Here is a 23,367-nt window from a genome sequence, read left to right on the forward strand (position 1 = left end):
TCTTGTTAAATTGCTAAAAAACACAGAGCCCGCGCCATGCTTCGGCGCGGGCTCTGTGGTTATCTTGTCAAGCGTACTACTTACTGAGGCTTAGTTTAAAGACTTATGCAGGCCTTGTAAATCGTACACACGCAATTCGTCCAGATGGCGGATACCGGCGACTGCCGCTTCCGCACCGGCGATCGTCGTGTAGGTGGTCACGCGGGCCGCCAGCGACGAGGTACGGATGTTGCGCGAGTCGTTGATCGCGGTACGCTTCTCTTCCACGGTGTTGATCACCAGGACGATTTCGTGGTTCTTGATCATGTCGACAACGTGCGGACGGCCTTCGGACATCTTGTTCACCGGGGTGACAGGAATGCCGGCAGCGGAGATCACGGCGGCGGTGCCCTTGGTGGCGCACAGGGTGAAGCCTGCATCGACCAGGTCTTTCGCCACTTTCACGGCGCGCGGTTTGTCCGATGCTTTCACCGACAGGAATACCTTGCCCGACTTCGGCAGCTTGACGCCTGCGCCCAACTGCGACTTCACGAAGGCTTCCGCGAAGGTGACGCCCACGCCCATCACTTCACCGGTCGATTTCATCTCTGGGCCGAGGATGGTGTCCACGCCAGGGAATTTCACGAACGGGAACACGGCTTCCTTGACGCTGAAGTATGGCGGCACGACTTCCTTGGTAATGCCCTGGTCAGCCAGCTTCTGGCCGACCATGCAGCGTGCAGCGATCTTGGCCAGTTGCAGGCCGGTCGCCTTGGACACATAAGGCACAGTACGCGAGGCGCGCGGGTTCACTTCCAGCACGAAGACGACGTCTTTGCCGTCTTGCTTCTGGATCGCGAACTGCACGTTCATCAGGCCCACCACGTTCAGGCCCTTGGCCATCAGCGAGGTCTGGCGCTTCAGTTCATCGATGGTCTCTTGCGACAGCGAGTAAGGCGGCAGCGAGCAGGCGGAGTCGCCCGAGTGCACGCCGGCTTGCTCGATGTGCTCCATCACGCCGCCGATGAAGGTGGTGTCGCCGTCGGAGATGCAGTCCACGTCGCATTCGATGGCGTCGTTCAGGAAGCGGTCCAGCAGCACTGGGGAGTCATTCGACACCTTCACTGCTTCGCGCATGTAGCGCTCCAGGTCGCGCTGCTCGTGCACGATTTCCATCGCACGGCCGCCCAGCACGTAGGAAGGACGCACCACCAGCGGGTAGCCGATTTCCTGAGCCAACGCCAGCGCTTCTTCTTCGGTGCGCGCGGTGCGGTTAGGCGGCTGGCGCAGGCCCAGGTCCTGCAGCAGCTTCTGGAAGCGCTCGCGGTCTTCCGCGGCGTCGATCATGTCCGGCGAGGTGCCGATGATCGGCACGCCGTTCGCTTCCAGGTCCAGCGCCAGCTTCAGCGGGGTCTGGCCGCCGTACTGCACGATCACGCCCACTGGTTTTTCCAGGTCGACGATTTCCAGCACATCTTCCAGGGTCAGCGACTCGAAGTACAGGCGGTCGGAAGTATCGTAGTCGGTCGACACGGTTTCCGGGTTGCAGTTGACCATGATGGTCTCATAGCCGTCTTCGCGCATTGCCAGCGCGGCGTGCACGCAGCAGTAGTCGAATTCGATACCCTGGCCGATACGGTTCGGGCCACCGCCCAGCACCATGATCTTCTTCTTGTCGGTCGGGTTGGACTCGCACTCTTCATCGTAGGTCGAGTACATGTACGCGGTGTCGGTCGAGAATTCTGCGGCGCAGGTGTCGACGCGCTTGTACACCGGACGGATGCCCAGTTCGCGGCGCTTGTTGCGCACGGCGGTGTCGCCGCATTGCAGCAGGTAGCCCAGGCGACGGTCCGAGAAGCCCTTCTGTTTCAGCTTGTACAGGGTGTTCTTGTCCAGGTTTTCCAGCTTCTGGGTGTCCAGCCACAGTTCCAGGTCGATGATTTCCTTGATCTGCACCAGGAACCACATATCGATCTTGGTCAGGTTGTACACCTCGTCCAGGGTGAACCCTTGGGCAAAAGCGTCGCCCACGTACCAGATGCGGTCAGGGCCTGGCTCGCCCAGTTCCTCTTCCAGCTTCTCGCGGTCGGTGGTCTTCTGGTTCATGCCGTCCACGCCCACTTCCAGGCCGCGCAGGGCTTTCTGGAAGGACTCCTGGAAGGTGCGGCCCATCGCCATCACTTCGCCCACGGATTTCATCTGGGTGGTCAGGTGGTGGTCGGCTGCCGGGAACTTCTCGAAGGTGAAGCGCGGCACCTTGGTCACGACGTAGTCGATCGAAGGTTCGAACGAAGCCGGGGTCGCGCCGCCGGTGATTTCGTTGCGCAGTTCATCCAGGGTGAAGCCCACGGCCAGTTTCGCCGCCACTTTAGCGATCGGGAAGCCGGTGGCTTTCGATGCCAGTGCCGAGGAACGGGACACGCGCGGGTTCATCTCGATGACGATCATGCGGCCGTCTTTCGGGTTGATCGAGAACTGCACGTTGGAGCCGCCGGTGTCCACGCCGATCTCGCGCAGCACTGCCAGCGAGGCATTGCGCATGATCTGGTATTCCTTGTCCGTCAGGGTCTGTGCCGGAGCGACGGTGATGGAGTCGCCGGTGTGCACGCCCATCGGGTCCAGGTTTTCGATCGAGCACACGATGATGCAGTTGTCCGCCTTGTCGCGTACCACTTCCATCTCGTACTCTTTCCAGCCCAGCAGCGATTCTTCGATCAGCAGCTCATTGGTTGGGGAAGCTTCCAGGCCGCGCTTGCAGATCGCTTCGAATTCTTCTTCGTTGTAAGCGATACCGCCGCCGCTGCCGCCCATGGTGAACGATGGACGGATGATGGTCGGGAATCCGACTTCCTTCTGCACCGCCCACGATTCTTCCATCGAGTGCGCCACGCCGGAACGCGCCGAACCCAGGCCGATCTTGGTCATCGCGTCCTTGAACTTGGAACGGTCTTCGGCCTTGTCGATGGCTTCCGGGGTGGCGCCGATCAGTTCGACCTTGTACTTGTCCAGCACGCCGTTGCGGTGCAGGTCCAGCGCGCAGTTCAGCGCAGTCTGGCCGCCCATGGTCGGCAGGATCGCGTCAGGACGTTCCTTGTCGATGATGCGCTCCACAACTTGCCAGGTGATCGGCTCGATGTAGGTGACGTCGGCCATTTCCGGGTCGGTCATGATGGTCGCCGGGTTGGAGTTCACCAGGATGACCTTGTAACCCTCTTCGCGCAGTGCTTTACAAGCTTGCGCGCCGGAGTAGTCGAATTCGCAGGCCTGGCCGATGATGATCGGGCCGGCGCCAATAATCAGGATGCTTTTAATGTCAGAACGTTTTGGCATTTATTTCTTCTCCGCGGCATTCATCATGTTGATGAAGCGGTCAAACAGGTAGGCGACGTCGGTCGGGCCAGGCGATGCTTCAGGGTGGCCCTGGAAGCAGAATGCCGGCACGTCGGTGCGGGCGAAGCCTTGCAGCGAATTGTCGAACAGCGACACGTGGGTCACGCGGCAGTTGGCCGGCAGCGTGTCCGCATCCACAGCGAAGCCGTGGTTCTGCGAGGTGATCATCACCTTCTTGCTGTCCAGGTCTTGCACCGGGTGGTTGGCGCCGTGGTGGCCGAACTTCATCTTCAGGGTCTTGGCGCCGGAGGCCAGTGCCATGATCTGGTGGCCCAGGCAAATGCCGAACACCGGGAGCTTCTTCTCCATGAAGACTTTGGTCGCTTCGATCGCGTAATCGCATGGCTCAGGATCGCCAGGGCCGTTGGACAGGAACACGCCGTCCGGGTTCAGCGACAGCACGTAGGCGGCGGAAGTCTGCGCCGGCACCACGGTCACTTTGCAGCCGCGCGAAGCGAGCATGCGCAGGATGTTGCGCTTGACGCCGAAGTCGTAGGCAACGACGTGGAATTTAGGGTCGGCTACCCTGCCATAGCCTTTGCCCAGTTCCCACTCGGTTTCAGTCCACTCGTAGACTTCCGGTGCGGTGACGACTTTCGCCAGGTCCATGCCCGCCAGGCCAGGGAAGCTGCGCGCCAGTTCCAGCGCCTGCTGCGCGGACGGCTCGTTGCCCTGCACGCCGGTCACGATGGCGCCGGCCTGGGCGCCCTTCTCGCGCAGGATGCGGGTCAGCTTGCGGGTGTCGATACCGTCGATGGCGACGATGTTCTCGGCCTTCAGGTAGTCGGACAGCGACTGGTGCGAACGGAAATTCGATGCTACCAGCGGCAGGTCACGGATGATCAGGCCGGCGGCGTGGACTTTGGATGCTTCGACGTCTTCGGTATTGATACCGTAGTTGCCGATATGCGGGTAAGTCAGGGTGACGATCTGGCGGCTGTAGCTAGGATCGGTCAGGATTTCCTGATAACCCGTCATGGAGGTATTGAAAACGACTTCGCCCGTCGTATGACCGGCAGCACCAATGGAAAAACCTTTAAAGATAGTTCCGTCGGCTAGGGCCAGGATGGCTGGAACGGCAGGGCCAGAAAAAAATGGCGGCAAGGGCAACTCCTGATTAAGTTACCGTAGCGACGCCACTCAGACAACCCACGGGACGCACGGGCGCAATGCCGGGTTCGCGGGTCAGTTGATCATGGATGTGTGAGGTAGGCGCTACGGTCGAATGGTAATTGGCTAAACCTTTGAATTATAACCCAAAGTTCCCTCGCCGGCAAGCCCGCCCTAGGGATGTTTCACCTGCCGCAGCGCCTCGGCCAGCCGCTGGACCAGGGCCGCATGGCGTTTGTGCAGGTATAGGTAAAGCGGCACTTGTTCCAGCGGCGGCAGCAATTGCTGCAAATCGGGGTCGGCGGCCAGGGCTGCCACGATCTCGGTATTGCGCCGGTCCATGATAACGATCTCGCAGCCGCCCTCGCGCAGCATGCGCAGCAGGGAGGCGTCGCTTTCCAGCCTTTGGCGCTGCATGCCGGCCGTGCGCCGCTCCGTCAGCGTGTAGCCGCGCCGCACGCACAGGGTATGGCCGCGCAGCGACTTCCAGCCATGCGAGACGTCGAATTTACGATAGGCGAAGGCGGTGGGCTCATACATATAGACGGCTTCCGGCACCTGCACCAGGTCCGGGTAGTCGCTGGCGGCCAGTATGCTGCGGCCGATGGCGCCGTCCACCACGCCCTTATTGGCCAGGACCATGCCGCGGTCGGGCGGCAACGGACGCACAGCCACCCCGATACCGGCGCGGCGTGCGGCCGCCTCCACGGTCTGCCAGGCTTCGATATGGGCTGGCGTGCCGGGAATCAGGTAGAGCTGCAGATCCTGGCCATGCAGGGGCGCCGAGAACAGCGCGAACAGCATGGCAGCCAGGATCTTCATCTCACTCCCCTTCCCCGAGCAGCTTATGCATGGTGCCGTCGGCCCGCATCTGCTTCAGTGCCGCGGCTACTTTGGGCACCAGGGCAGCATGTGTCTTGTGCAGGTAGATATAGAGGGGCATGATTTCCATCGGCGGCAGCAGGCGCAGGAGCGGCGGGTCGGCTGCCATGGCTGCGCGCGCCAGCGCATTATTGCGCTCCATGATAGCGATTTCGCAGCCGCCGGCGGCCAGCATGCGCAGCATCGTTGCCTCATCCGGCAGGATCTGGCGCGCCATTTCCTGGGTGCGCTGGTCGGTCTGGCGCAGGCCGCGCCGGATGCAGATCGTGTGCGAGCGCAGGGATTCCCAGCTGCCCGTAACGTCAAAGCGCTTATAGGCGAAGGCGGTGGGAGCGTACTGGTAGATCGGCTCAGGGACCTGGATCAGGTTGGGGAAGCTTTTTTCAAGGCCGGCGGTACGCCCGACATCGCCATCGGTCGTGCCCTCGTTGGCCAACACGGCAGAGCGTTCAGGCGACACCTCCCGCACCACGGCAGTCACGCCGGCGCGCTGGAACGCCACTTCGGCAGCCTTCCACAGGTCAGTATGCGTGGTACTGCGCGAAATGACGGACAGTTGCAGCTCTTCCGCCCGGGCCGGCAGCACCAGCAAAAGGCAAAGCGCGATCAGTGCTTTCATGGGTCTAGTCGTCGAGGATCTTCTGTAGTGTACCGTCCTGGCGCATTTGCTTCAAAGCTTGCGCGAAACGCGGCACCAGCGCAGCGTGGCTCCGGTGCAGGTAGAGGTAAAGGGGCGCGACTTCCAGCGGCGGAAGCAGTTTATGGAGCGGCGGCCGCGCAGTCATCGCCGCCTTGACGACAGCGCTCTCCGGTTCCAGCAGCGCCAAATCGCAGCCGCCGTTCCGCAGCATGCGCAGGATCGATCTTTCATCGTCCAGCATCTGGCGCTGCAAGTTCTGGGTACGCAATTCGAACAGCTTGATGCCGCGCCGGATGCAAATGCCATGGCCGCGCAGGCTTTCCCAGCCAGCCGTTACTTCCAGCTTGTTATAGGCAAAGGCGTAGGCGGAGTATTGGTAAACCGGCTCCGGCACGCGCACCAGGTTGGGATATTGCCGTTCGAGACCCTCAATGCGGGCGACGTCGCCGTCGGTGTCGCCGCTATTGGCCAGGGCCAGGGCGCGCTCGGCAGGCACGAGGCGCGCCGCCACTGGAATGCCGGAGCGCCTGGCTGCGGCCTGAACCACGCGCCAGACATCTTCATGGGTGGGATTGCCTGCGATCACCGATAGCTGCAGCTCCTCCGCCCGCAGCGGAAGCGACAGGAGCAACAACAAGGAGAAAGCAGCTTTCATCCTTGCATCTTAGGAATATCTTTCCTTAATTACAAGCAATGTTTGCCGACGGGATCACGCCAGGGCGGCGATGCCTGCCTTGGCGACTTGCGCATCTTCGTTGGATTTGACGCCCGAAACGCCAACGGCGCCCACGGTATGGCCGTCCACCACGATATTGACGCCGCCTTCCAGCGGCGCTTCCACCATCGGCACGCCGACGAAGGAAGTGCGGCCGCCGTTGATCATGTCTTCATAGACCTTGGATTCGCGACGGCCCAGGGCCGACATGCGCGCCTTAGCAGGGGCAATGTGGGACGACAGCGGCGCCGCGCCATCCAGGCGCTGCAGCCACAGCAGGTGGCCGCCGTCATCGACGATGGCAATGGTAACTGCCCAGTTATGCTTGATCGCTTCCGCCTCGGCGGCAGCAGCGATTTTCTTGATGTCTTCCAGGGACAGCACTGGCTTGGTGATCATGTCTCGTTTCCTTCAATTTTTATTATGGGGCCGGGGTTTCACGGCGCGCCTTCAGCTTCTGCTTCAGTTGCGCCATGACGGCCATGGTTGCCCGCTCGCCCGCCAGCATGGCGCCCGCGCGGTTGTTGAATTCTGCTGAACCCATCTTGCCCAGAGGTGGCTGGATCACGACGTCGGCATCGCGCAGTTCCAGCTGGTTGATGCGCTGGCCCATGATGGAGAAGGTCTGCATGATGACCTCCAGCGAAGAATTGGTCGCCTGCGAATCAGCCTGGGTGGAGATGTTCACCGCGATGATGAACTCCGCCCCCATTTCCTTGGCAAAGCGCACCGGCACCGGCGCCACCAGGCCGCCGTCGACATAAGTATGGTCACCGATCTTCACCGGCTGGAACACGCCCGGTACGGCCGAACTGGCGCGCACCGCCATGCCGGTATTCCCGCGCTGGAAGAGGATAGGCTGGCCCGTCTTCAGGTCCGACGCCACGGCGCCGAACGGCATTTTCAGCTTTTCGATGGTGACGTTGTGCACAGCCTTGTTGACGAAGGCTTGCAGCGCCTCGCCTTTCAGCACGCCGGAAGACTTGCTGAACAAGGGCAGCGCCCAGTCGGAAATGGCCGCCTCATCGAGGTCGGTCGCCATTTTCTGCAAAGTCTTTGCATCATTCCCGGCCGCATACAGCGCGCCCACTACGGAGCCAGCGCTGGTGCCGACCACGATGTCCGGCACGATGCCCTGGGCTTCCAGGGCCTTGATCACGCCGATATGGGCAAAGCCACGCGCAGCGCCGCCGCCCAGGGCGAGGCCGATCTTCACCTTGCGCTGGACAGGAGGCGCCGGCGGCAGGACCTGCTGCTGTGGCGGTTCAACGGAAACCAGCGGAACATCGGTCGCTTTGACCGGCGGCGGCAAATCGGTGGTAACGGTAGTAGGGGTAGTCTGGCACCCGGCCAGCACTGCGGCGGCAAGGATGGCAAAGGCGAAACGTTTTAGCTGCATGTAAAGGTTGATCTGCTCGTTTTTTTAGGGCGAGCAGATTGTACCTCAAGCCGGCAACGCAAAAAATGTCCACCTTGGGGTCAGGAACGAATGTGGACATTTCCTGCAGAAATGTCCACATTCGTTCCTGACCCCAAGGTGGACATTTTTTGCCTTAGGCGGCTTGTGCCGGCTCCACTGTCGTTGAGACCAGCGATTTCGGCAGGTTGACGGTGAAGGTACTGCCCTGCCCCGCCTCGGAGCTGATATTCAGCTTGCCGCTGTGGCGCAGCAGCACGTGCTTGACGATGGCCAGGCCCAGGCCCGTGCCCTGGGTCTCGCGCGAGCGGCTCTTGTCGACCCGGTAGAAACGTTCGGTCAGGCGCGAGATATGTTCCGGGCTGATGCCGATCCCGGTGTCCTGCACCTGGAATTGCACGCCGGTCGGCGTATCTTCCCAGCGCAGGCGAATGGAGCCGCCCACCGGCGTATAGCGCACCGCATTCGACACCAGGTTGCCGAAGGCGCTGTGCAATTCGTCCATATTGCCCATCACATCGCCGCCATGCACTTCCAGCGAAATCTCGTGCTTGCCGCCCGACAGCGCGCGTCCTTCGTGCAGCACCTGCTCCAGCAGCGCAGGAATATTCACGTGCTCCGGCCGCATCGGATGGTCTACGGATTCAAGGCGCGACAGGGTCAGCATGTCCTCGATCAGGTGCTGCATGCGCGTGCTCTGCTCCATCATCAGCTTGAGATGGGCGGCCCGGGTTTCCGGATCCAGCTCCATCGAAGCGGCGATTTCCAGGAAACCGGCAATCACCGTCAGCGGCGTACGCAGCTCGTGCGAAGCGTTGGCGATAAAGTCGCGGCGCATCATCTCGGCGCGCTGCGTCTCGGTGATGTCGTGCGTGACCAGGATCTGGCGGCGGTTTTCGAACGGGATGATATGCGCCACCAGCTTGCGGCCGCGGAAATTCAGCGTCAGCGGCTGATCGTAGCGGCCGAGGATCAGGTAATCCATGAAGTCCGGGCTGCGTACCAGGTTAGTCACCCGCATGCCCTTGTCGCGCGCTTGCTGCAGCCCCAGGTGCTCTTCCGCCGCCGGGTTGCACCATTCGAGGAACAGCACATCGTCCATGATCACCACGCCGTCCGGCAGCAGGTGCATGGCCTGGCGGAAGCGCGCCAGCCATTCGGTCAACTCGGCCTGGTTTTTTTCATCGTCGCGGCGCAGGCGGTACAGGCGGGCAAAGATATCGGTCCATTCGCCCCAGCCGTCCGGCAAGCGGCCGGACTCCGGCTTTTCCAACCATTCGCTTAACTGGTACAGGTATTTAAGCTGGATGAAAACGGCTGCCAGGATGCCGGCGAATGCGGCCACAACGCCAGCCGCCATGCCAAACCACCACCAGACCAGGGCGGCACCGCCCAGCAGAAAGGCCAGCCGGATCCCGACTGGCACCCAGAATACGACTTTTGGATTCATGGTTTCTCTGTGAGCATATATCCCACGCTGCGCACCGTCTTGATCAGGTGCTCGGCATCTTTCAGCGCCTTGCGCAGGCGCAGCACATGGACATCCACCGTGCGCTCTTCAATCACCACATGGTCGCCCCACACCTTGTCCAGCAGCTGGCTGCGCGAGAACACGCGCTCCGGGTGGGCCATGAAGAACTTGAGCAGCTTGTACTCGGCATGGCCGATGTCGATCTTATTTTCGTGCATCGACACCGTGCAGCTGACCGGGTCCAGCACCACAGGGCCAGCCTTGAGCTGGGTTTCTGCCAGCTCGGGGCTCTTGCGGCGCAGCAGCGCGCGGGCGCGGGCCAGCAGCTCGCGCGGCGAGAACGGCTTGGTGATGTAGTCATCGGCGCCGCCGTTGAGGCCTGCCAGCTTGTCCTCTTCCATGCTTTTTGCGGTCAGCATGATGACCGGTACAGCGGCAAAGTGGCGGTCGCCGCGGATGCGGGCCAGCAGGCGCAGGCCGCTCTGGTCCGGCAGCATCCAGTCCAGCAGCACCAGCTGCGGGGTGCGGGTCTGCATGCATTCCCAGGCTTCCTGCGTGGATTGCGCCACCACGCAGTTCCAACCCGCTTCGCGCAGCGAGAACCTTACCAGCTCGACGATCGCCGGCTCATCTTCAACAATCAGTACAGTTGTTTTGTCGGATGCCATTATTTATTTACAGCTTCTTGGGTCGCTCCGTGGGTATGGCGGATATCCTTGCCTTCCACCACGTAGATCACGTACTCGGCGATATTCTTGGCGTGGTCGCCGATGCGCTCGATGGCCTTGGCCACCCACATCGTGTCCAACGCTGCCGAGATTGTACGCGGATCTTCCATCATGAAGGTAATCAGGTTACGCATGATGGAGCGGTATTCGTGGTCGATCACCGCGTCCTGGGCAATCAGCTGCACGGCAGCCTTGCCGTCGCCACGCGCGAAGGCGTCCAGTGCGTCGTGCAGCATGTCGCTGGTGGCGGTGGCAATGGTGCGCACCATTTCGTAATGGTTCAGGGTCACGGCGCCGCGTCCGTGCAAGGCCTTGGCGATGCGTGCGATCTTGGCCGCTTCGTCGCCGATACGTTCCAGGTCGGTGATCACTTTCAGCGTCGCCATCACGGTGCGCAGGTCGTTCGCGGTCGGCTGGCGCTTCACGATCAGGTGGCTGCACTGGTCGTCCAACTGCACTTCCAGCTGGTTGACGTTGGCGTCTTCGGCAATCACGCGCTCGGCGCGCTCGGTATTGCCGATGCGGAAGCAGGTCATCGCGTCCAGGAACATGGTTTCAACCATGCCGCCCATCAGCAGCACTTTGGAACGGATGCCTTCGAGTTCGGTGTCGTAAGCCTTGGAGGAATGTTCGCCCATCATAATGTCTTCTCTCTCTTTTTCTGTTTGCTAATCAGCCGAAGCGGCCGGTAATGTAGTCCTGGGTCTCTTTGCGCACAGGATTCATGAAAATCTGGTCGGTCTCGCCGAATTCCACCAGTTCGCCCAGGTACATATAGGCGGTGTAGTCAGAGCAGCGGGCTGCCTGCTGCATATTGTGGGTCACGATGGCGATGGTGTAGTCCTCTTTCAGCTCGGAGATCAGTTCTTCGATCTTGGAGGTGGAAATCGGGTCCAGCGCGGAAGTCGGCTCGTCCAGCAGCAGGACGTCAGGCTTCACCGCCACGCCGCGCGCGATGCACAGGCGCTGCTGCTGGCCGCCGGACAGCGACAGGCCGCTCTTGCTCAGCTTGTCCTTCACTTCGCCCCACAGTGCGGCCTTTTTCAGCGCCCATTCAACGCGTTCGTCCATCTCGCCTTTCGACAGGTCTTCATACAGGCGCACGCCGAAAGCGATATTGTCATAGATCGACATCGGGAACGGGGTCGGCTTCTGGAACACCATGCCCACTTTGGCGCGCAGCATGTTCACGTCCAGGCCCGCTTCCAGGATATTGTGGCCGCGGTAGCGGATGGCGCCTTCAGCGCGCTGGCCTGGATACAGGTCGTACATGCGGTTCAGGGTGCGCAGCAGGGTCGATTTACCGCAGCCGGACGGGCCGATGAAGGCGGTCACCTTCTTCTCGTGGATGTCCAGGTTCACGTTATGCAGGCTGCGCGTCTTACCGTAGTAGAAGTTCAGGCCGGAGATTTCAATGATTTTGCTTGCTTTAGTCATGATCTGTACTCGTTATTTTGGTGCTTTTTGTGCGAACACGGTGCGCGACAGTATGTTCAGTGCCAGCACGCTGAAGGTGACGATCAACGCGCCGCCCCAGGCCAGGGCGCGCCAGTTGTCGTAAGGGCTCATGGCGAACTGATAGATCACTACCGGCAGGTTGGCCAGCGGCTGATTCATGTCGGCGCTGAAGAACTGGTTATTCAGTGCGGTGAACAGCAGCGGCGCCGTTTCACCGGAAACCCGGGCCACGGCCAGCAGCACGCCGGTCATCACGCCTGCCTTGACGGCGCGCAGGCGCACCATCATCGACACTTTCCAGCGCGGTGCGCCGAGGGCGTAGGCCGCTTCCAGCAAGGAGTTGGGCACCAGTTTCAGCATATTGTCGGTAGTGCGCACCACCACCGGAATCGCGATCAGCGACAGCGCGATGGAGCCGGCATAACCGGAGAAGTGCTGCACGTTCGCTACATACATGGCGTACACGAACAGGCCGATCACGATCGACGGTGCGGACAGCATGATGTCGGTCACGAAACGGGTGATCTGTGCGATCTTGTTTTCCTCGCCGTATTCAGCCAGGTAGATGCCGGCCAGGATGCCGACCGGGGTCGACACCGCGGTGGACAGTCCCACCATCATCAACGAGCCGACGATGGCATTACGCAGGCCGCCGCCCTCGCTGCCCGGCGCCGGCGTATCGTTAGTGAACATCAGCACGCTCAGGGACTCGAAGCCGTTGATCAGCAGGGTCGCCAGGATCCACAACAGCGCGATCAGGCCGACCGACATTGCGCCGACCGACAGCGTCATGCCGACGCGATGGTAGAACAGTCGTTTGCGGTAGACAGGGTTTTTATTCTGGATCATTTCACGCCCTCCTTGCGCGACAAGCCCATCAACATCAGCTTGGCGCCGGACAGGACGATAAAGGTAATAATGAACAGGATCAGGCCCAGCGCGAACAGCGAGGACACGTGCAGTTTGCTGGAAGCCTCGGCAAATTCATTGGCCAGGGTCGATGCGATCGAGCTGCCTGGCGAGAACAGCGAGGTTGGCAGCTTGGCCGCGTTACCGATCACGAAGGTGACAGCCATGGTTTCGCCCAGGGCGCGGCCCAGGCCCAGCATGACGCCGCCGACCACACCGGTCTTGGTATAAGGCAGCACGACCTTGCGCACCACTTCCCAGCGGGTGCAACCCAAGCCGTATGCCGATTCCTTCAGCACGGCCGGTACGATCTCGAACACGTCGCGCATCACGGAAGCGATGAACGGGATGATCATCACAGCCAGGATCAGGCCTGCGGTCAGGATGCCGATACCCATGGTCGGGCCCTTGAACAGCGCGCCAATGAACGGGATCGCGCCGAAGGTGGATTTCAGCAGCGGCTGCACGTATTCGCTGAACATCGGCGCGAACACGAACAGGCCCCACATGCCGTAGATGATCGATGGCACGCCGGCCAGCAGTTCAACCGCGGTGCCCAGCGGGCGGCGCAGCCAGACCGGGCATACCTCGGTCAGGAACAGGGCGATGCCAAAGCTGACCGGGAAAGCGATCAGCAGCGCGATGCCGGCGCTGGCCAGGGTGCCGACGATGGCAATCGCGGCGCCGAACTGGTCGTTGACCGGATCCCATTCGACGGTGGTGATGAAGGCGGGACCGAACTCTTTCAGTGCGGGCAGCGCGCCGTTGATCAAAGAAATGATAATGCCGACCAGTACGAACAGTACGGTCAGCGCAAATACCATCGTGATTTTATGGAAGAACCAGTCCTGGATGCGCTGCTTGCGCACGACGGACTGCATGGCAGCTACGGAGGCACTCATGGTGGCGGGTTCCGATAACCGGATGGGAGCTGGTGAGGTGATTTCTGCACTCATAATTTTATGTATGGTTAGCTAACCGGGGAAGCCTGCACTCAAGCTGCCCCGCTTAACTTCACCTTTAAACCGGTACTGCGGTGTCTGACCCTGCGGGTCAGACACTGCTTTACCGGTTTCAGAAGATCAGTACAGCGCCTTGCCCGAAGCATCCTTCAGGTTAGCCTTCCACGAACCCTGCACCAGCTTCACAACAGCTTCTGGCAGCGGCACGTAGTCCAGCTCGACAGCAGCTGCGTCGCCGTTCTTGAAAGCCCAGTCGAAGAACTTGATGACTTCCTTGCCCTTGTTCGCGTCAGCCTGCGCTTTGTGCATCAGGATGTAAGACACGCCAGTGATCGGCCACGAGTTCTTGCCAGCCTGATCAGTCAGCACCACGCCGAAACCTGGGGTCTTGGTCCACTCAGCGTGAGCAGCGGCAGCTTTGAAGTTGTCGTCGTCAGGCTGCATCCAGTTGCCGTCCTTGTTCTTCAGCTGGGTGTGAGCGATCTTGTTCTTCTTGGCGTAGGCCCATTCCACGTAGCCGATTGCGCCCTTGATACGCTGCACGTTGGCGGCAACACCGTCGTTACCCTTGCCACCCACACCGGTTACCCACTTCACTGCGGTACCAGCACCGATCTTGGTCTTGAACTCTGGGTTCACTTTCGACAGGTAGTCGGTGAACAGGAAGGAAGTGCCGGAGCCGTCAGCGCGGTGAACCACGGTCACTTCGGTAGCTGGCAGCTTCACGCCTGGGTTCAGGGCAGCAATCGCTGCGTCGTTCCACATGGTGATCTTGCCCAGGTAGATATCCGCAACCACTGGACCGGTCAGCTTCAGCGCGCCAGGAGCGATACCGTCGATATTTACCACGGTCACCACGCCGCCCATGATGGCTGGGAACTGCATCAGGCCGTCAGCGTCCAGCTCTTCTGCCTTCAACGGCATGTCGGAAGCGCCGAAATCGACGGTCTTGGCTTTGATTTGCTTGATACCTGCGCCGGAACCGACGGACTGGTAGTTCAGGCCGTTGCCGGTGGATGCTTTGTAGGCTTCCGCCCACTTGGCGTAGATCGGATAAGGGAAAGTTGCGCCTGCGCCGGTCATGTCCGCTGCGAATGCGGTCGAGAACGCCATTGCCGCGGATGCGCCAACAACGAAGGAGGTCAACAACTGTTTCATACGCATATCAAAGGTCCTTTTCAGGGGTTGGGTTGAATGCTGCGCAGTTTATGACTCGAATATGACACCTTTATGACACGTAAAAATTTAGTCTAGTACAACGTCACAAAGTTGTCATATTTCTCAAATATACTATTAGTTATGAAAACAGCATTCCTTGATCGGGAGCTCTCACAGCTAGCGTTTAACCGCCGCGTGATGGCCCAGGCAGAAGACATCACCATCCCGGTGCTCGAACGCCTGCGTTACCTATGTATCGTCAGCAGCAACCTGGACGAGTTCTTCGAAGTCAGGGTGGCCAGCCTGCTGGCCGCCGCCAGCGTCGATGGCGACCTGGTCACCCACCCTGCCCTGGCGGCGACGCTGGAACGGGTCAGCAATGAATGCCACGAACTGGTGAAGCGCCAGTACGAAGTGTTTAATACGGCCGTGTTGCCGGAAATGAAAGCCCAGGGCCTCCACATCGTACGCCACAGCCAGCGCAACGAAGCGCAGCGGGCCTGGGTCAAAGACTATTTTGACCGCGAAGTACGCCCCCTGTTGACCCCGATCGGCCTTGATCCGGCCCACCCATTCCCGCAAGTCGTTAACAAGAGCCTTAATTTCATCGTCGCCCTGAGCGGCAAAGATGCCTTCGGGCGCGGCACGGCCATCGCCATCGTCAAGGCGCCGCGCGTGCTGCCGCGCGTGATCCGCCTGCCGGATAACCTTTCAAAAGAAGGCGGCGCGTCCTTCGTCCTGCTGTCCTCGGTCATCCACGCCCATATTTCGGAGCTGTTCGCCGGGCGCGACGTGATGGCCTATTCCCAGTTCCGGGTGACGCGCGATTCCGACCTGTGGGTTGATGAAGATGAAGTAAAGAACCTGCGCCAGGCCCTGAAAGGCGAGCTGCAAGGCCGCGCTTTCGGACGCTCCGTGCGGATCGAGGTGGCCAAGAATTGCCCACCCGAGCTCTCGCAATTCCTGCTCGACCAGTTCGAGTTGGACCAGAGCCGCCTGTACCGCGTCGACGGCCCGGTAAATATGGTGCGCCTGAACGAGATCGTGGAGCAGGCGCGCCGCCCCGAGCTGCGCTTCCCACCCTTTATGCCGGGCGTGCTGGCCAAGACTGTCAACAATGACATCTTTGCCACCATCCGCAAGCACGACATCCTGCTGCACCACCCGTTCCAGAGCTTCCAGACGGTGATCGACTTCATCCGCAGCGCGGCACATGATCCGGCCGTCGTGGCGATCAAGCAGACCGTCTACCGCACCGGCATGAACTCGGACCTGATGGAAGCCCTGATCGCCGCCGCCCGCAGCGGCAAGGAAGTGACGGTCGTAGTGGAACTGATGGCGCGCTTCGATGAAGAAGCCAATATCAACTGGGCCGACAAGCTGGAACAGGCTGGCGCCCAGGTGGTGTATGGCGTGGTCGGCCTGAAAACCCACGCCAAGATCGCCCTGGTGATCCGCCGTGAAGAAGGCGGCCTGCGCTGCTACGCCCACCTTGGCACCGGTAACTACCACCCCACCACGACCAAGTTCTATACCGATTTCGGCATGCTGACCTGCCAGCCCGAGCTGGGACGCGACGTCAACGAAGTCTTCATGCACCTGACGAGCCTGACCAAGCCGCAGCGCATGAACCATATCTGGCTAGCGCCGTTTGCGTTGCAGGACCAAGTCATAAAAGCGATCAGGAATGAGGCAAAAATCGCGAAAGCCGGGCGTCCGGGCCGGATTATCGCTAAAATCAACGCATTAACCGATGAACCGGTGATCCGTGCGCTGTACGCCGCCTCGAAAGAAGGGGTCAAGATCGACCTGATCGTGCGCGGCGCCTGCACCCTGATGCCGGGCGTGCCGGGACTGTCCGAAAATATCCGGGTGCGTTCCATCATCGGCCGCTTCCTGGAACATAGCCGCATCTACTACTTCCGCAACGACCTGGCGCATGACGTCATGCTGGCCAGCGCGGATTGGATGAACCGCAACCTGCTGCGCCGCATTGAAGTGGCGTTCCCGGTCCTGGACCGCAGCCTGAAACGGCGCGTGATTGCGGAAGGTTTGACGCCTTACCTGAAGGACAACTCCAACGCTTGGGAGCTGGATTCGCACGGCCACTACCAGCGCCGCAAATCGCGCGGCAAGGTCAAAGCCTACAGCGCCCAGCAGCACCTGATGGAGTCGCTTGGTACGCCGGCCGACATGGCGGTGGATTAAAGCCTGCTCACGGGAGGAAGCATGGACCTGATCTTGTGGCGCCACGCCGAGGCCGAACCACCACAGCCCGGCCTGGACGACCTGGAACGCACGCTGACGCCGAAAGGACATAAGCAGGCGCGCCGCATGGGCCAGTGGCTCGATTCCGTCCTTCCCGAAAATTGCCGCATCCTGGTCAGTCCGGCCACGCGCACGGTGCAGACCGTAGCCGGCCTGGGCCGCAAATACAAAGTCCATCCCGACCTCGCGCCGGGCGCCGACGCCAGCGACATCCTGAAAGCGGCCAACTGGCCCGCGTCAAAAGAAGCGGTGCTGATGGTTGGACACCAGCCCACGCTGGGCCAGGCCGCAGCCTTGCTGATGACGGGAGAAGATCGCGATTGGGAGATGAAAAAGGGCGCTGTGTGGTGGTTCGTGCAGCGTGAACCGGACGACCCCGCCAGCCTTTATCTCAAGGCGGTAATGCAGCCTGACCTTGTTACGAAATAGATTATTCTGATGGGCTTGTAATTGCCACTTTGGATGCTAGAGTTTAATTGTATCAACTCTAGGGAGCGGCCTTCGGAAACGCTGGCTGGTTTGTTATGTGGGTACTGTTCACCATGGGCATATTCGGCGCCATGATCGCGTTAATCGCGTTCGAAGTTATCGCTGAATATCGCGGCGGACATCATCGCTTGATCGATCGCTACCACGAGTAGCACTGCGCTTCTGCAGAAGCGAGGCTCCACGACAGCTCCTTCGGGATCCTGCCGTTGGAGCCTTCAGTCTTTTGGGGATCAGGCAAACAGGTCGAGGATGGAAGACGAGCCGCCAAGCTGGTCTTCCTGGGTATAAAGCCGCACCAGCGCTTGCGCCTGTACCGTCAGCATTTGCGCCATCGTCGAACGGCGGCTTTGCAGCGACTCCACTTCCCGGTTGGCCTGGGTTAAAGCAAACGAGACCACGCTGCGCTGCCCGCCCAGCGAATCGAGACGCGAGCCCAGCGCATCGGCCAGCCCCCTGCCCTCATTCGTGAACAGCTTGGACAGCGCGTCCGGGTCCGCCGCGACGGCGACGTTCAGCTTGTCCTTATCGAGCTTGAGGCGTCCATTGCCGTCGACGCTCAGGCCGGCATTCGCCAGCTGCTCGCTGCTGCCGCCTGCCGTACGCACCAGCTGGTCAAGCTGCGTGCGCACCTGGCCAAGCGCCGTATTGCCCCGCAATGCTCCCTTACCCAGACTGTCGAAGCGGTCCTGCAGTGCATTGAAGCCTTTCACAAACGCGTCCACGTTTTTCGCGATTTCAGCATTATCCTGGGCGACGGTGACGGTGGAATCGCCTGTGCCCGCCAGCTTCAGCGTGACGCCTTTGATCGCGCCCTCAACATTGTTGTCGGCACTGCTGATGGTTTTGCCGTCGACAGTCAGGACCGCATCTTGCGCAGCCTGGGTTTCTTCAAGGCCGCCAAACAAGCTGCGGAGCGTGGCGTCGCCCGCCACCGAGATGCTGAGCGTGTTGTCCTCGCCGCTCGCACTGCGCAATTGCAGCGCCGTGCCGGTACTGGATCGCACCAGGCTGGCGTCAAAACCCGCGTCCTTGAGCGCATCGGCGATGCCCTGCAAGGTATTGTTGCGGCTATCGATGGTGATGCTCTTGCTGGTACCATCGCTGCCAATGCGGATCACCGTCGGGGAACCTGTGCCGAGCGGCGTGGTGGGAGAGTCGGCTTCCGGACTGATGAGGATTTGCTGCTGGGCCAGTTGGCTGACGCTGATATCATGCGAGCCGATCTCGGCCGTGGCACTGGTCGTCACGCCGAGCACTGTGCTGGCTGAGCTGCTGCCGCGAGTGCTGAGCCCGCTACCTGCAAGGCTCTCCGCCAAATCCTGGAATACCGACAGCGCCGATTGCAACTGTCCCAGGCCCGAGAACCGGGCTTGGCTGGCCGTAATGCTTGCGTTGAGTTTGGCTGCGGCACCGCGCTGCGGCGCCAGCGTCTGTTCCACCCGCGCCAGCACATCAGTTGATGGCGTCCCGACGACACTGGCATTACCCAACGCCAGCGAGGTGCCATACATCGTGCTTAGCAGGCTGCTCACATAGTCCATGCGTTCAGTTTAGCGCATGAACTTGGTAATTGCTCCGGCTGCTTCGTTGTCGAGGGGAAGGAAGGTGAAACCGATCTTGAACTCGTTTCCACTGAAGATGCAATTGTTGACCTTGCCGCGCGTGTTGACGATTTGCGGCTTGCCATCGACAAGCATCTCGAACACGATCTGGCCGGCGGCCCCTATCTGCACTTTATTTTCGGCGGTCAGGGAAATACCTGCCAGGCCGAGGTCAAAGGTGCGCGCGGCAATCGGGCCGCCGCCGTCCATCACAATCATTGCACGCACGCGCAGGATCTTGCGTGCACCTTGCCTTGAATCAACTAACAATTTCTTTTCCGGAATTAGTTACTAACGAGGCTGGTATTGTAGCTAATATTTCGTAAAAATCTACATCACTGCAGTTCACGCAGGCGGTTGAAGGCATCGTCGATGCGCTCAACAGGGATAATGGTCATGCCTTCGATCGGTTGTTTCGGTGCATTCGCCTTCGGGATCATGGCGATCGAGAAGCCGAGCTTGGCCGCTTCGCGCAAGCGCTCCTGGCCGCGCGGTGCGGGACGGATCTCGCCGGCCAGGCCAACCTCACCGAAGACCACGAAGCCGTTCGGCAGCGCCTTGTTGCGCATCGAGGAGTTAATCGCCATCAGCACCGCAAGGTCGGCCGCCGGTTCGGTGATCTTCACGCCTCCAACCGCGTTGATGAACACGTCCTGGTCGAAAGCAGCAATGCCGGCATGGCGGTGCAGGACGGCCAGCAGCATGGCAAGCCGGTTCTGCTCCAGGCCCACCGAAAGGCGGCGTGCGTTCGGCAGATGGCTGGTGTCGACCAGGGCTTGCACTTCCACCAGCAGCGGGCGCGTGCCCTCTTGCGTCACCATCACGCAGGAGCCGGGCACCTGGTTTTCGTGAGAAGACAGGAACAGCGCGGAGGGGTTCGAAACGCCCTTCAAGCCCTTCTCCGTCATGGCAAACACGCCCAGCTCATTGACCGCACCGAAGCGGTTCTTGATCGCGCGCACCAGGCGGAAGCTGGAATGGTTGTCGCCCTCGAAGTACAGCACGCAGTCCACGATATGTTCCAGCACGCGCGGACCTGCCAGCGAGCCTTCCTTCGTGACGTGGCCGACCAGGATGATGGTCGTGCCGCTCGTCTTGGCCACACGGGTCAGTTGGGCCGCGCATTCGCGCACCTGGGCCACCGAGCCGGGGGCCGAGGCCAGCGCATCCGAATACAGGGTCTGGATCGAGTCGATCACCGCCACTTGCGGCTTGAGGTCGGCCAGGGTGCCGAGGATTTTCTCGAGCTGGATTTCGGCTTGCAGTTTCAAGTCCTTGGCATCGACCGCCAGCCGTTTGGCGCGCAGCGCGATCTGGGCGCCGGATTCCTCGCCGCTGACATACAGCACGCTCTTGACCTGTGACATATTGGCCAGCGCCTGCAGCAGCAGGGTCGACTTACCGATGCCGGGATCTCCGCCGATCAGCACCACGCCGCCGGCTACCAGGCCGCCGCCCAGCACGCGGTCAAATTCTTCAATGCCGGTGCCGAAGCGCGGCACGTCCAGCGCTTCGATATCCTGCAGCGACAGCACGGGCGCGGTCTGTGCCAGCGACTGGTGCTGCGCCTGCGAGAACCGGTTGGCGCCAGCGGCCTCGATCACCGTCTCCACCATGGTGTTCCACTGCTGGCAGGATGAGCATTGGCCGGTCCACTTGCTGCTGATGCCCCCGCATTCGCTGCAGGTGTAGTTGGTTTTCGCTTTCGCCATTTATGCCTCGACCACAGCCACGCGCGGCGCCAGGGCGCACATCAATTCATAGCCGATGGTGCCGGCAGCCGTCGCCACATCGTCGATCGGCATGCCCTCGCCCCACAGCACGACTTTGCTGCCGACGCGGGCATTCGGCACCTTGCTCAAGTCCACGGTCAGCATATCCATCGACACGCGGCCCACGAGTCGGGTGCGCACGCCATCAACCAGGATCGGGGTATCGACCGGCGCGTGGCGCGGGTAGCCGTCGGCATAGCCGCAAGCCACCACGCCGATGCGCATAGGCTGTTCGGCCTTGAAGCGGCTGCCATAGCCCACGTAATCGCCCGGCGCGATTTCCTGTACGCCGATCAATTCGCTGGTCAAGGTCATGGTCGGCTTCAGGCCGAATTCTTCGGCGCTCTTGCCGCCCGGGGTGCCGCCGTACAGCATGATGCCTGGACGGATCCAGTCGGTTGCCAATTGCTCGCCCAGCTCCGGCATGTGCAGGATGCCCGCCGAATTGCACAGGCTGCGCGGGCCTGGCAGTCCAGCCGCGCCTTCATTGAAGCGGCGCACCTGCTCTGCCAGCGGCATGCACGGGTGGTGCAGTTCGTCGGCATTGGCGAAATGGGTCATCAGGGTGATGCTGCCGACGTGCGGGATGGCGCGCAGGCGGGCGTGGACGGCGGCAAATTCGCTTGGCATGAAGCCAAGGCGGTTCATGCCGGTGTTCATCTTCAAATGCACATTGATTGGGCGCTTCAAAGGAGTGCGTTCCAGCATTTCAATCTGCTCGATGCAGTGAACCGAGCCCTCGATATCATGCTCGGCCATCGCCAGCAAGTCGGCAGTGTCGAACCATCCTTCTAATAAGAGAATCGGCTTGGTCCAACCCAGCTCGCGCAGGCGCACCGCGTTGTCGGGTTCGATCAGCGCCAGGCCGTCCGCCGCGGCGAAGCCGCGCATGCCGCGTTCCAGGCCATGGCCGTAGGCATTGGCTTTCACTACGCCCCAGGCTTTGGCGCCTGGCGCACAGGCTTTGGCTCGGACCAGGTTATGTTGCATTGCTGCGAGATGGATGTGGGCGACGATTGGCCTTGGCATGACAAAAACCGGCAGAATAAGAATGCAGCATTCTACCTTTTGTGCCTGCCGAATGCTGGCCGAATTCTTGGGAAACCTTACTTTCCATGGTATAAAGCATCCCGAGATAATTATCTGGCGTCCTGAATGAATCGTGGTTTCTATACCATCATGGCCGCGCAGTTCTTTTCGTCGCTGGCGGACAATGCTCTGCTGATTGTGGCGATAGACCTGTTGCTGGCCATGCAAGCTCCGGCATGGGTCACCCCATTGCTGAAGCTGACTTTTGTGCTGTTTTACGTGCTGTTGGCAGCATTTGTAGGCGCCTTTGCCGATGCCCTGCCTAAAGGCCGGGTCATGTTCATTTCCAACCTGATCAAGATCTTTGGCTGCGCGCTGATCTTCTATCATGTGCACCCGCTGGCCGCCTACGCCGTGGTCGGCTTTGGCGCCGCCGTTTATTCGCCAGCCAAATACGGCATCCTGACCGAGCTTCTTCCGCCGGAAAAACTGGTAGTCGCCAATGGCTGGATTGAAGGCCTGACCGTGAGCTCCATTATCTTCGGCATCGCCATGGGCGGCGCCTTGATTGGCGGCCCGGTCGCTGCCGCGCTCTTGCGCGTCGATATTCCTGGCATTGAAACCGGCCTGAATACCACCGCCGAAATCGCGCTGGCCGTCGTTGGCGCGACCTACTTGCTGGCGGCGCTGTTCAACCTGCGCATTCCCGATACCGGCTACGTCTACGAACACCAGGAACGCAATCCGCTGCGCCTGATCACCGAATTCGCCAACTGCTGCAGCATCCTGTGGCGCGACAAGCTGGGACAGATTTCGCTGGCCGTGACGACCCTGTTCTGGGGCGCCGGCGCCACCCTGCAATTCATCGTGCTGGAATGGGCCAAGCAGTCCCTGGGCCTGCCGCTGAACAAGGCAACCAGCACCATCGCCATCGTGGCAGTTGGCGTGGCGATCGGCGCCGGCATGTCGGCCCGCTTCATCTCCCTGCGCCGCTCGCTGACGGTTGTTCCGCTTGGCGTCGCCATGGGCATTATCGTAATGGGCATGGTCTTCGTACACGACCTGCGCCTGGCCTATCCCCTGCTGCTGATCGTGGGCCTGCTGTCCGGCTTCTTCGTCGTGCCGATGAACGCCTTGCTGCAGCACCGCGGCCACGTTCTGATGAGCGCGGGCCACTCCATCGCGGTACAGAACTTCAATGAAAACCTGTCTATCCTGACCATGCTGGCGGTATATTCGCTGATGGTGAAGCTGCATCTGAGCCTGAATGCCATCATCGTGCTGTTTGGCCTGTTCGTGGCCGGCTCCATGCTGGGCATCATGCGACTGCATGCTGCCAACCAGCGCGCGCACGACTCGCTCAGCCTGATCGGAGAGCATAAGCACTAA

The 23,367-nt window shown here is 60.9% G+C and carries 21 protein-coding genes; 3 read left to right on the forward strand and 18 right to left on the reverse strand.

Annotated elements, in window-relative coordinates:
• Window positions 1-90: 90 nt before the first annotated feature.
• From carB to pstS, 14 genes are all read right to left on the reverse strand, one after another.
• Window positions 91-3,309, reverse strand: coding sequence for a carbamoyl-phosphate synthase large subunit (gene carB / locus AC1RTP_RS17535; RefSeq protein WP_498608984.1), 3,219 nt, complete (start codon window positions 3,307-3,309; stop codon window positions 91-93).
• A complete protein-coding gene (gene carA / locus AC1RTP_RS17540) occupies window positions 3,310-4,473 on the reverse strand; it encodes a glutamine-hydrolyzing carbamoyl-phosphate synthase small subunit (RefSeq protein WP_498608986.1) in 1,164 nt (387 codons plus the stop codon).
• Between the two features lie 180 nt (window positions 4,474-4,653).
• Entirely contained in the window at window positions 4,654-5,301 is a 648-nt protein-coding gene (locus AC1RTP_RS17545; RefSeq protein WP_498608988.1) for a substrate-binding periplasmic protein, read from the reverse strand.
• A gap of 1 nt (window position 5,302) precedes the next feature.
• Entirely contained in the window at window positions 5,303-5,980 is a 678-nt protein-coding gene (locus AC1RTP_RS17550) for a substrate-binding periplasmic protein (RefSeq protein WP_498608989.1), read from the reverse strand.
• A 4-nt stretch (window positions 5,981-5,984) separates the two neighbouring features.
• Window positions 5,985-6,656, reverse strand: a complete 672-nt coding sequence (locus tag AC1RTP_RS17555; protein WP_498608991.1) for a substrate-binding periplasmic protein — start codon at window positions 6,654-6,656, stop codon at window positions 5,985-5,987.
• Between the two features lie 54 nt (window positions 6,657-6,710).
• On the reverse strand, window positions 6,711-7,115 hold the full coding sequence (locus AC1RTP_RS17560; RefSeq protein WP_498608993.1) for a heme-binding protein: 405 nt from the start codon (window positions 7,113-7,115) through the stop codon (window positions 6,711-6,713).
• Between the two features lie 22 nt (window positions 7,116-7,137).
• Window positions 7,138-8,115, reverse strand: a complete 978-nt coding sequence (locus AC1RTP_RS17565; protein WP_498608994.1) for a patatin-like phospholipase family protein — start codon at window positions 8,113-8,115, stop codon at window positions 7,138-7,140.
• A 154-nt stretch (window positions 8,116-8,269) separates the two neighbouring features.
• On the reverse strand, window positions 8,270-9,583 hold the full coding sequence (gene phoR / locus AC1RTP_RS17570) for a phosphate regulon sensor histidine kinase PhoR (protein WP_498608996.1): 1,314 nt from the start codon (window positions 9,581-9,583) through the stop codon (window positions 8,270-8,272).
• Window positions 9,580-10,272, reverse strand: coding sequence for a phosphate regulon transcriptional regulator PhoB (phoB, locus tag AC1RTP_RS17575; RefSeq protein ID WP_498608998.1), 693 nt, complete (start codon window positions 10,270-10,272; stop codon window positions 9,580-9,582). The genes phoR and phoB overlap by 4 nt, the downstream gene beginning before the upstream one ends.
• Complete coding sequence (gene phoU, locus AC1RTP_RS17580) at window positions 10,272-10,973, reverse strand: phosphate signaling complex protein PhoU (RefSeq protein WP_498608999.1); 702 nt, start codon at window positions 10,971-10,973, stop codon at window positions 10,272-10,274. Before phoU ends, phoB begins: the two co-directional genes overlap by 1 nt.
• Window positions 10,974-11,004: 31 nt before the next feature.
• Window positions 11,005-11,769: a phosphate ABC transporter ATP-binding protein PstB gene (gene pstB / locus AC1RTP_RS17585; protein WP_498609001.1), complete on the reverse strand. Its 765-nt coding sequence runs from the start codon at window positions 11,767-11,769 to the stop codon at window positions 11,005-11,007.
• Between the two features lie 12 nt (window positions 11,770-11,781).
• Window positions 11,782-12,639 carry a phosphate ABC transporter permease PstA gene (pstA, locus tag AC1RTP_RS17590; protein WP_498609003.1) on the reverse strand — a complete coding sequence of 286 codons (858 nt, stop codon included), beginning with the start codon at window positions 12,637-12,639 and terminating at the stop codon, window positions 11,782-11,784.
• Window positions 12,636-13,601: a phosphate ABC transporter permease subunit PstC gene (gene pstC, locus AC1RTP_RS17595; RefSeq protein WP_498609005.1), complete on the reverse strand. Its 966-nt coding sequence runs from the start codon at window positions 13,599-13,601 to the stop codon at window positions 12,636-12,638. The genes pstA and pstC overlap by 4 nt, the downstream gene beginning before the upstream one ends.
• Before the next feature lie 180 nt (window positions 13,602-13,781).
• A complete protein-coding gene (gene pstS, locus AC1RTP_RS17600; RefSeq protein WP_498609006.1) occupies window positions 13,782-14,825 on the reverse strand; it encodes a phosphate ABC transporter substrate-binding protein PstS in 1,044 nt (347 codons plus the stop codon).
• Between the two features lie 135 nt (window positions 14,826-14,960).
• Between pstS and ppk1 the strand changes: the two genes are divergently transcribed.
• Both ppk1 and AC1RTP_RS17610 read left to right on the forward strand, forming a co-directional pair.
• Window positions 14,961-17,027 (forward strand): polyphosphate kinase 1, encoded by a 2,067-nt coding sequence (gene ppk1, locus AC1RTP_RS17605; protein ID WP_498609008.1) that lies wholly within the window; start codon window positions 14,961-14,963, stop codon window positions 17,025-17,027.
• A gap of 21 nt (window positions 17,028-17,048) precedes the next feature.
• Window positions 17,049-17,516: a SixA phosphatase family protein gene (locus tag AC1RTP_RS17610; protein ID WP_498609010.1), complete on the forward strand. Its 468-nt coding sequence runs from the start codon at window positions 17,049-17,051 to the stop codon at window positions 17,514-17,516.
• Between the two features lie 290 nt (window positions 17,517-17,806).
• On the opposite strand, the gene fliD is transcribed toward AC1RTP_RS17610, so the two are convergent.
• The 4 genes from fliD to alr all read right to left on the reverse strand — a co-directional run bounded on the left by fliD (window position 17,807) and on the right by alr (window position 21,978).
• On the reverse strand, window positions 17,807-19,117 hold the full coding sequence (fliD, locus tag AC1RTP_RS17615; RefSeq protein WP_498609012.1) for a flagellar filament capping protein FliD: 1,311 nt from the start codon (window positions 19,115-19,117) through the stop codon (window positions 17,807-17,809).
• A 9-nt stretch (window positions 19,118-19,126) separates the two neighbouring features.
• Window positions 19,127-19,447: a PilZ domain-containing protein gene (locus tag AC1RTP_RS17620; RefSeq protein WP_498609014.1), complete on the reverse strand. Its 321-nt coding sequence runs from the start codon at window positions 19,445-19,447 to the stop codon at window positions 19,127-19,129.
• A gap of 65 nt (window positions 19,448-19,512) precedes the next feature.
• A complete protein-coding gene (radA, locus tag AC1RTP_RS17625; protein WP_498609015.1) occupies window positions 19,513-20,889 on the reverse strand; it encodes a DNA repair protein RadA in 1,377 nt (458 codons plus the stop codon).
• Window positions 20,890-21,978, reverse strand: a complete 1,089-nt coding sequence (alr, locus tag AC1RTP_RS17630; protein WP_498609017.1) for an alanine racemase — start codon at window positions 21,976-21,978, stop codon at window positions 20,890-20,892.
• Window positions 21,979-22,104: 126 nt separating this feature from the next.
• On the opposite strand from alr, the gene lplT reads away from it, so the two are divergent.
• Entirely contained in the window at window positions 22,105-23,367 is a 1,263-nt protein-coding gene (gene lplT, locus AC1RTP_RS17635) for a lysophospholipid transporter LplT (RefSeq protein ID WP_498609019.1), read from the forward strand.

The organism is Pseudoduganella sp. GW821-FHT11H04 (genome assembly GCF_058807935.1).

Coding starts and splice junctions, on each gene's coding strand:
- carB (WP_498608984.1), bottom strand. CDS start 3,309: ATGCCAAAACGTTCTGACATTAAAAGCATCCTGATTATTGGCGCCGGC.
- AC1RTP_RS17545 (WP_498608988.1), bottom strand. CDS start 5,301: ATGAAGATCCTGGCTGCCATGCTGTTCGCGCTGTTCTCGGCGCCCCTG.
- AC1RTP_RS17550 (WP_498608989.1), bottom strand. CDS start 5,980: ATGAAAGCACTGATCGCGCTTTGCCTTTTGCTGGTGCTGCCGGCCCGG.
- AC1RTP_RS17555 (WP_498608991.1), bottom strand. CDS start 6,656: ATGAAAGCTGCTTTCTCCTTGTTGTTGCTCCTGTCGCTTCCGCTGCGG.
- AC1RTP_RS17560 (WP_498608993.1), bottom strand. CDS start 7,115: ATGATCACCAAGCCAGTGCTGTCCCTGGAAGACATCAAGAAAATCGCT.
- AC1RTP_RS17565 (WP_498608994.1), bottom strand. CDS start 8,115: ATGCAGCTAAAACGTTTCGCCTTTGCCATCCTTGCCGCCGCAGTGCTG.
- phoR (WP_498608996.1), bottom strand. CDS start 9,583: ATGAATCCAAAAGTCGTATTCTGGGTGCCAGTCGGGATCCGGCTGGCC.
- phoB (WP_498608998.1), bottom strand. CDS start 10,272: ATGGCATCCGACAAAACAACTGTACTGATTGTTGAAGATGAGCCGGCG.
- phoU (WP_498608999.1), bottom strand. CDS start 10,973: ATGATGGGCGAACATTCCTCCAAGGCTTACGACACCGAACTCGAAGGC.
- pstB (WP_498609001.1), bottom strand. CDS start 11,769: ATGACTAAAGCAAGCAAAATCATTGAAATCTCCGGCCTGAACTTCTAC.
- pstA (WP_498609003.1), bottom strand. CDS start 12,639: ATGATCCAGAATAAAAACCCTGTCTACCGCAAACGACTGTTCTACCAT.
- pstC (WP_498609005.1), bottom strand. CDS start 13,601: ATGAGTGCCTCCGTAGCTGCCATGCAGTCCGTCGTGCGCAAGCAGCGC.
- pstS (WP_498609006.1), bottom strand. CDS start 14,825: ATGCGTATGAAACAGTTGTTGACCTCCTTCGTTGTTGGCGCATCCGCG.
- ppk1 (WP_498609008.1), top strand. CDS start 14,961: ATGAAAACAGCATTCCTTGATCGGGAGCTCTCACAGCTAGCGTTTAAC.
- AC1RTP_RS17610 (WP_498609010.1), top strand. CDS start 17,049: ATGGACCTGATCTTGTGGCGCCACGCCGAGGCCGAACCACCACAGCCC.
- fliD (WP_498609012.1), bottom strand. CDS start 19,117: ATGGACTATGTGAGCAGCCTGCTAAGCACGATGTATGGCACCTCGCTG.
- radA (WP_498609015.1), bottom strand. CDS start 20,889: ATGGCGAAAGCGAAAACCAACTACACCTGCAGCGAATGCGGGGGCATC.
- alr (WP_498609017.1), bottom strand. CDS start 21,978: ATGCCAAGGCCAATCGTCGCCCACATCCATCTCGCAGCAATGCAACAT.
- lplT (WP_498609019.1), top strand. CDS start 22,105: ATGAATCGTGGTTTCTATACCATCATGGCCGCGCAGTTCTTTTCGTCG.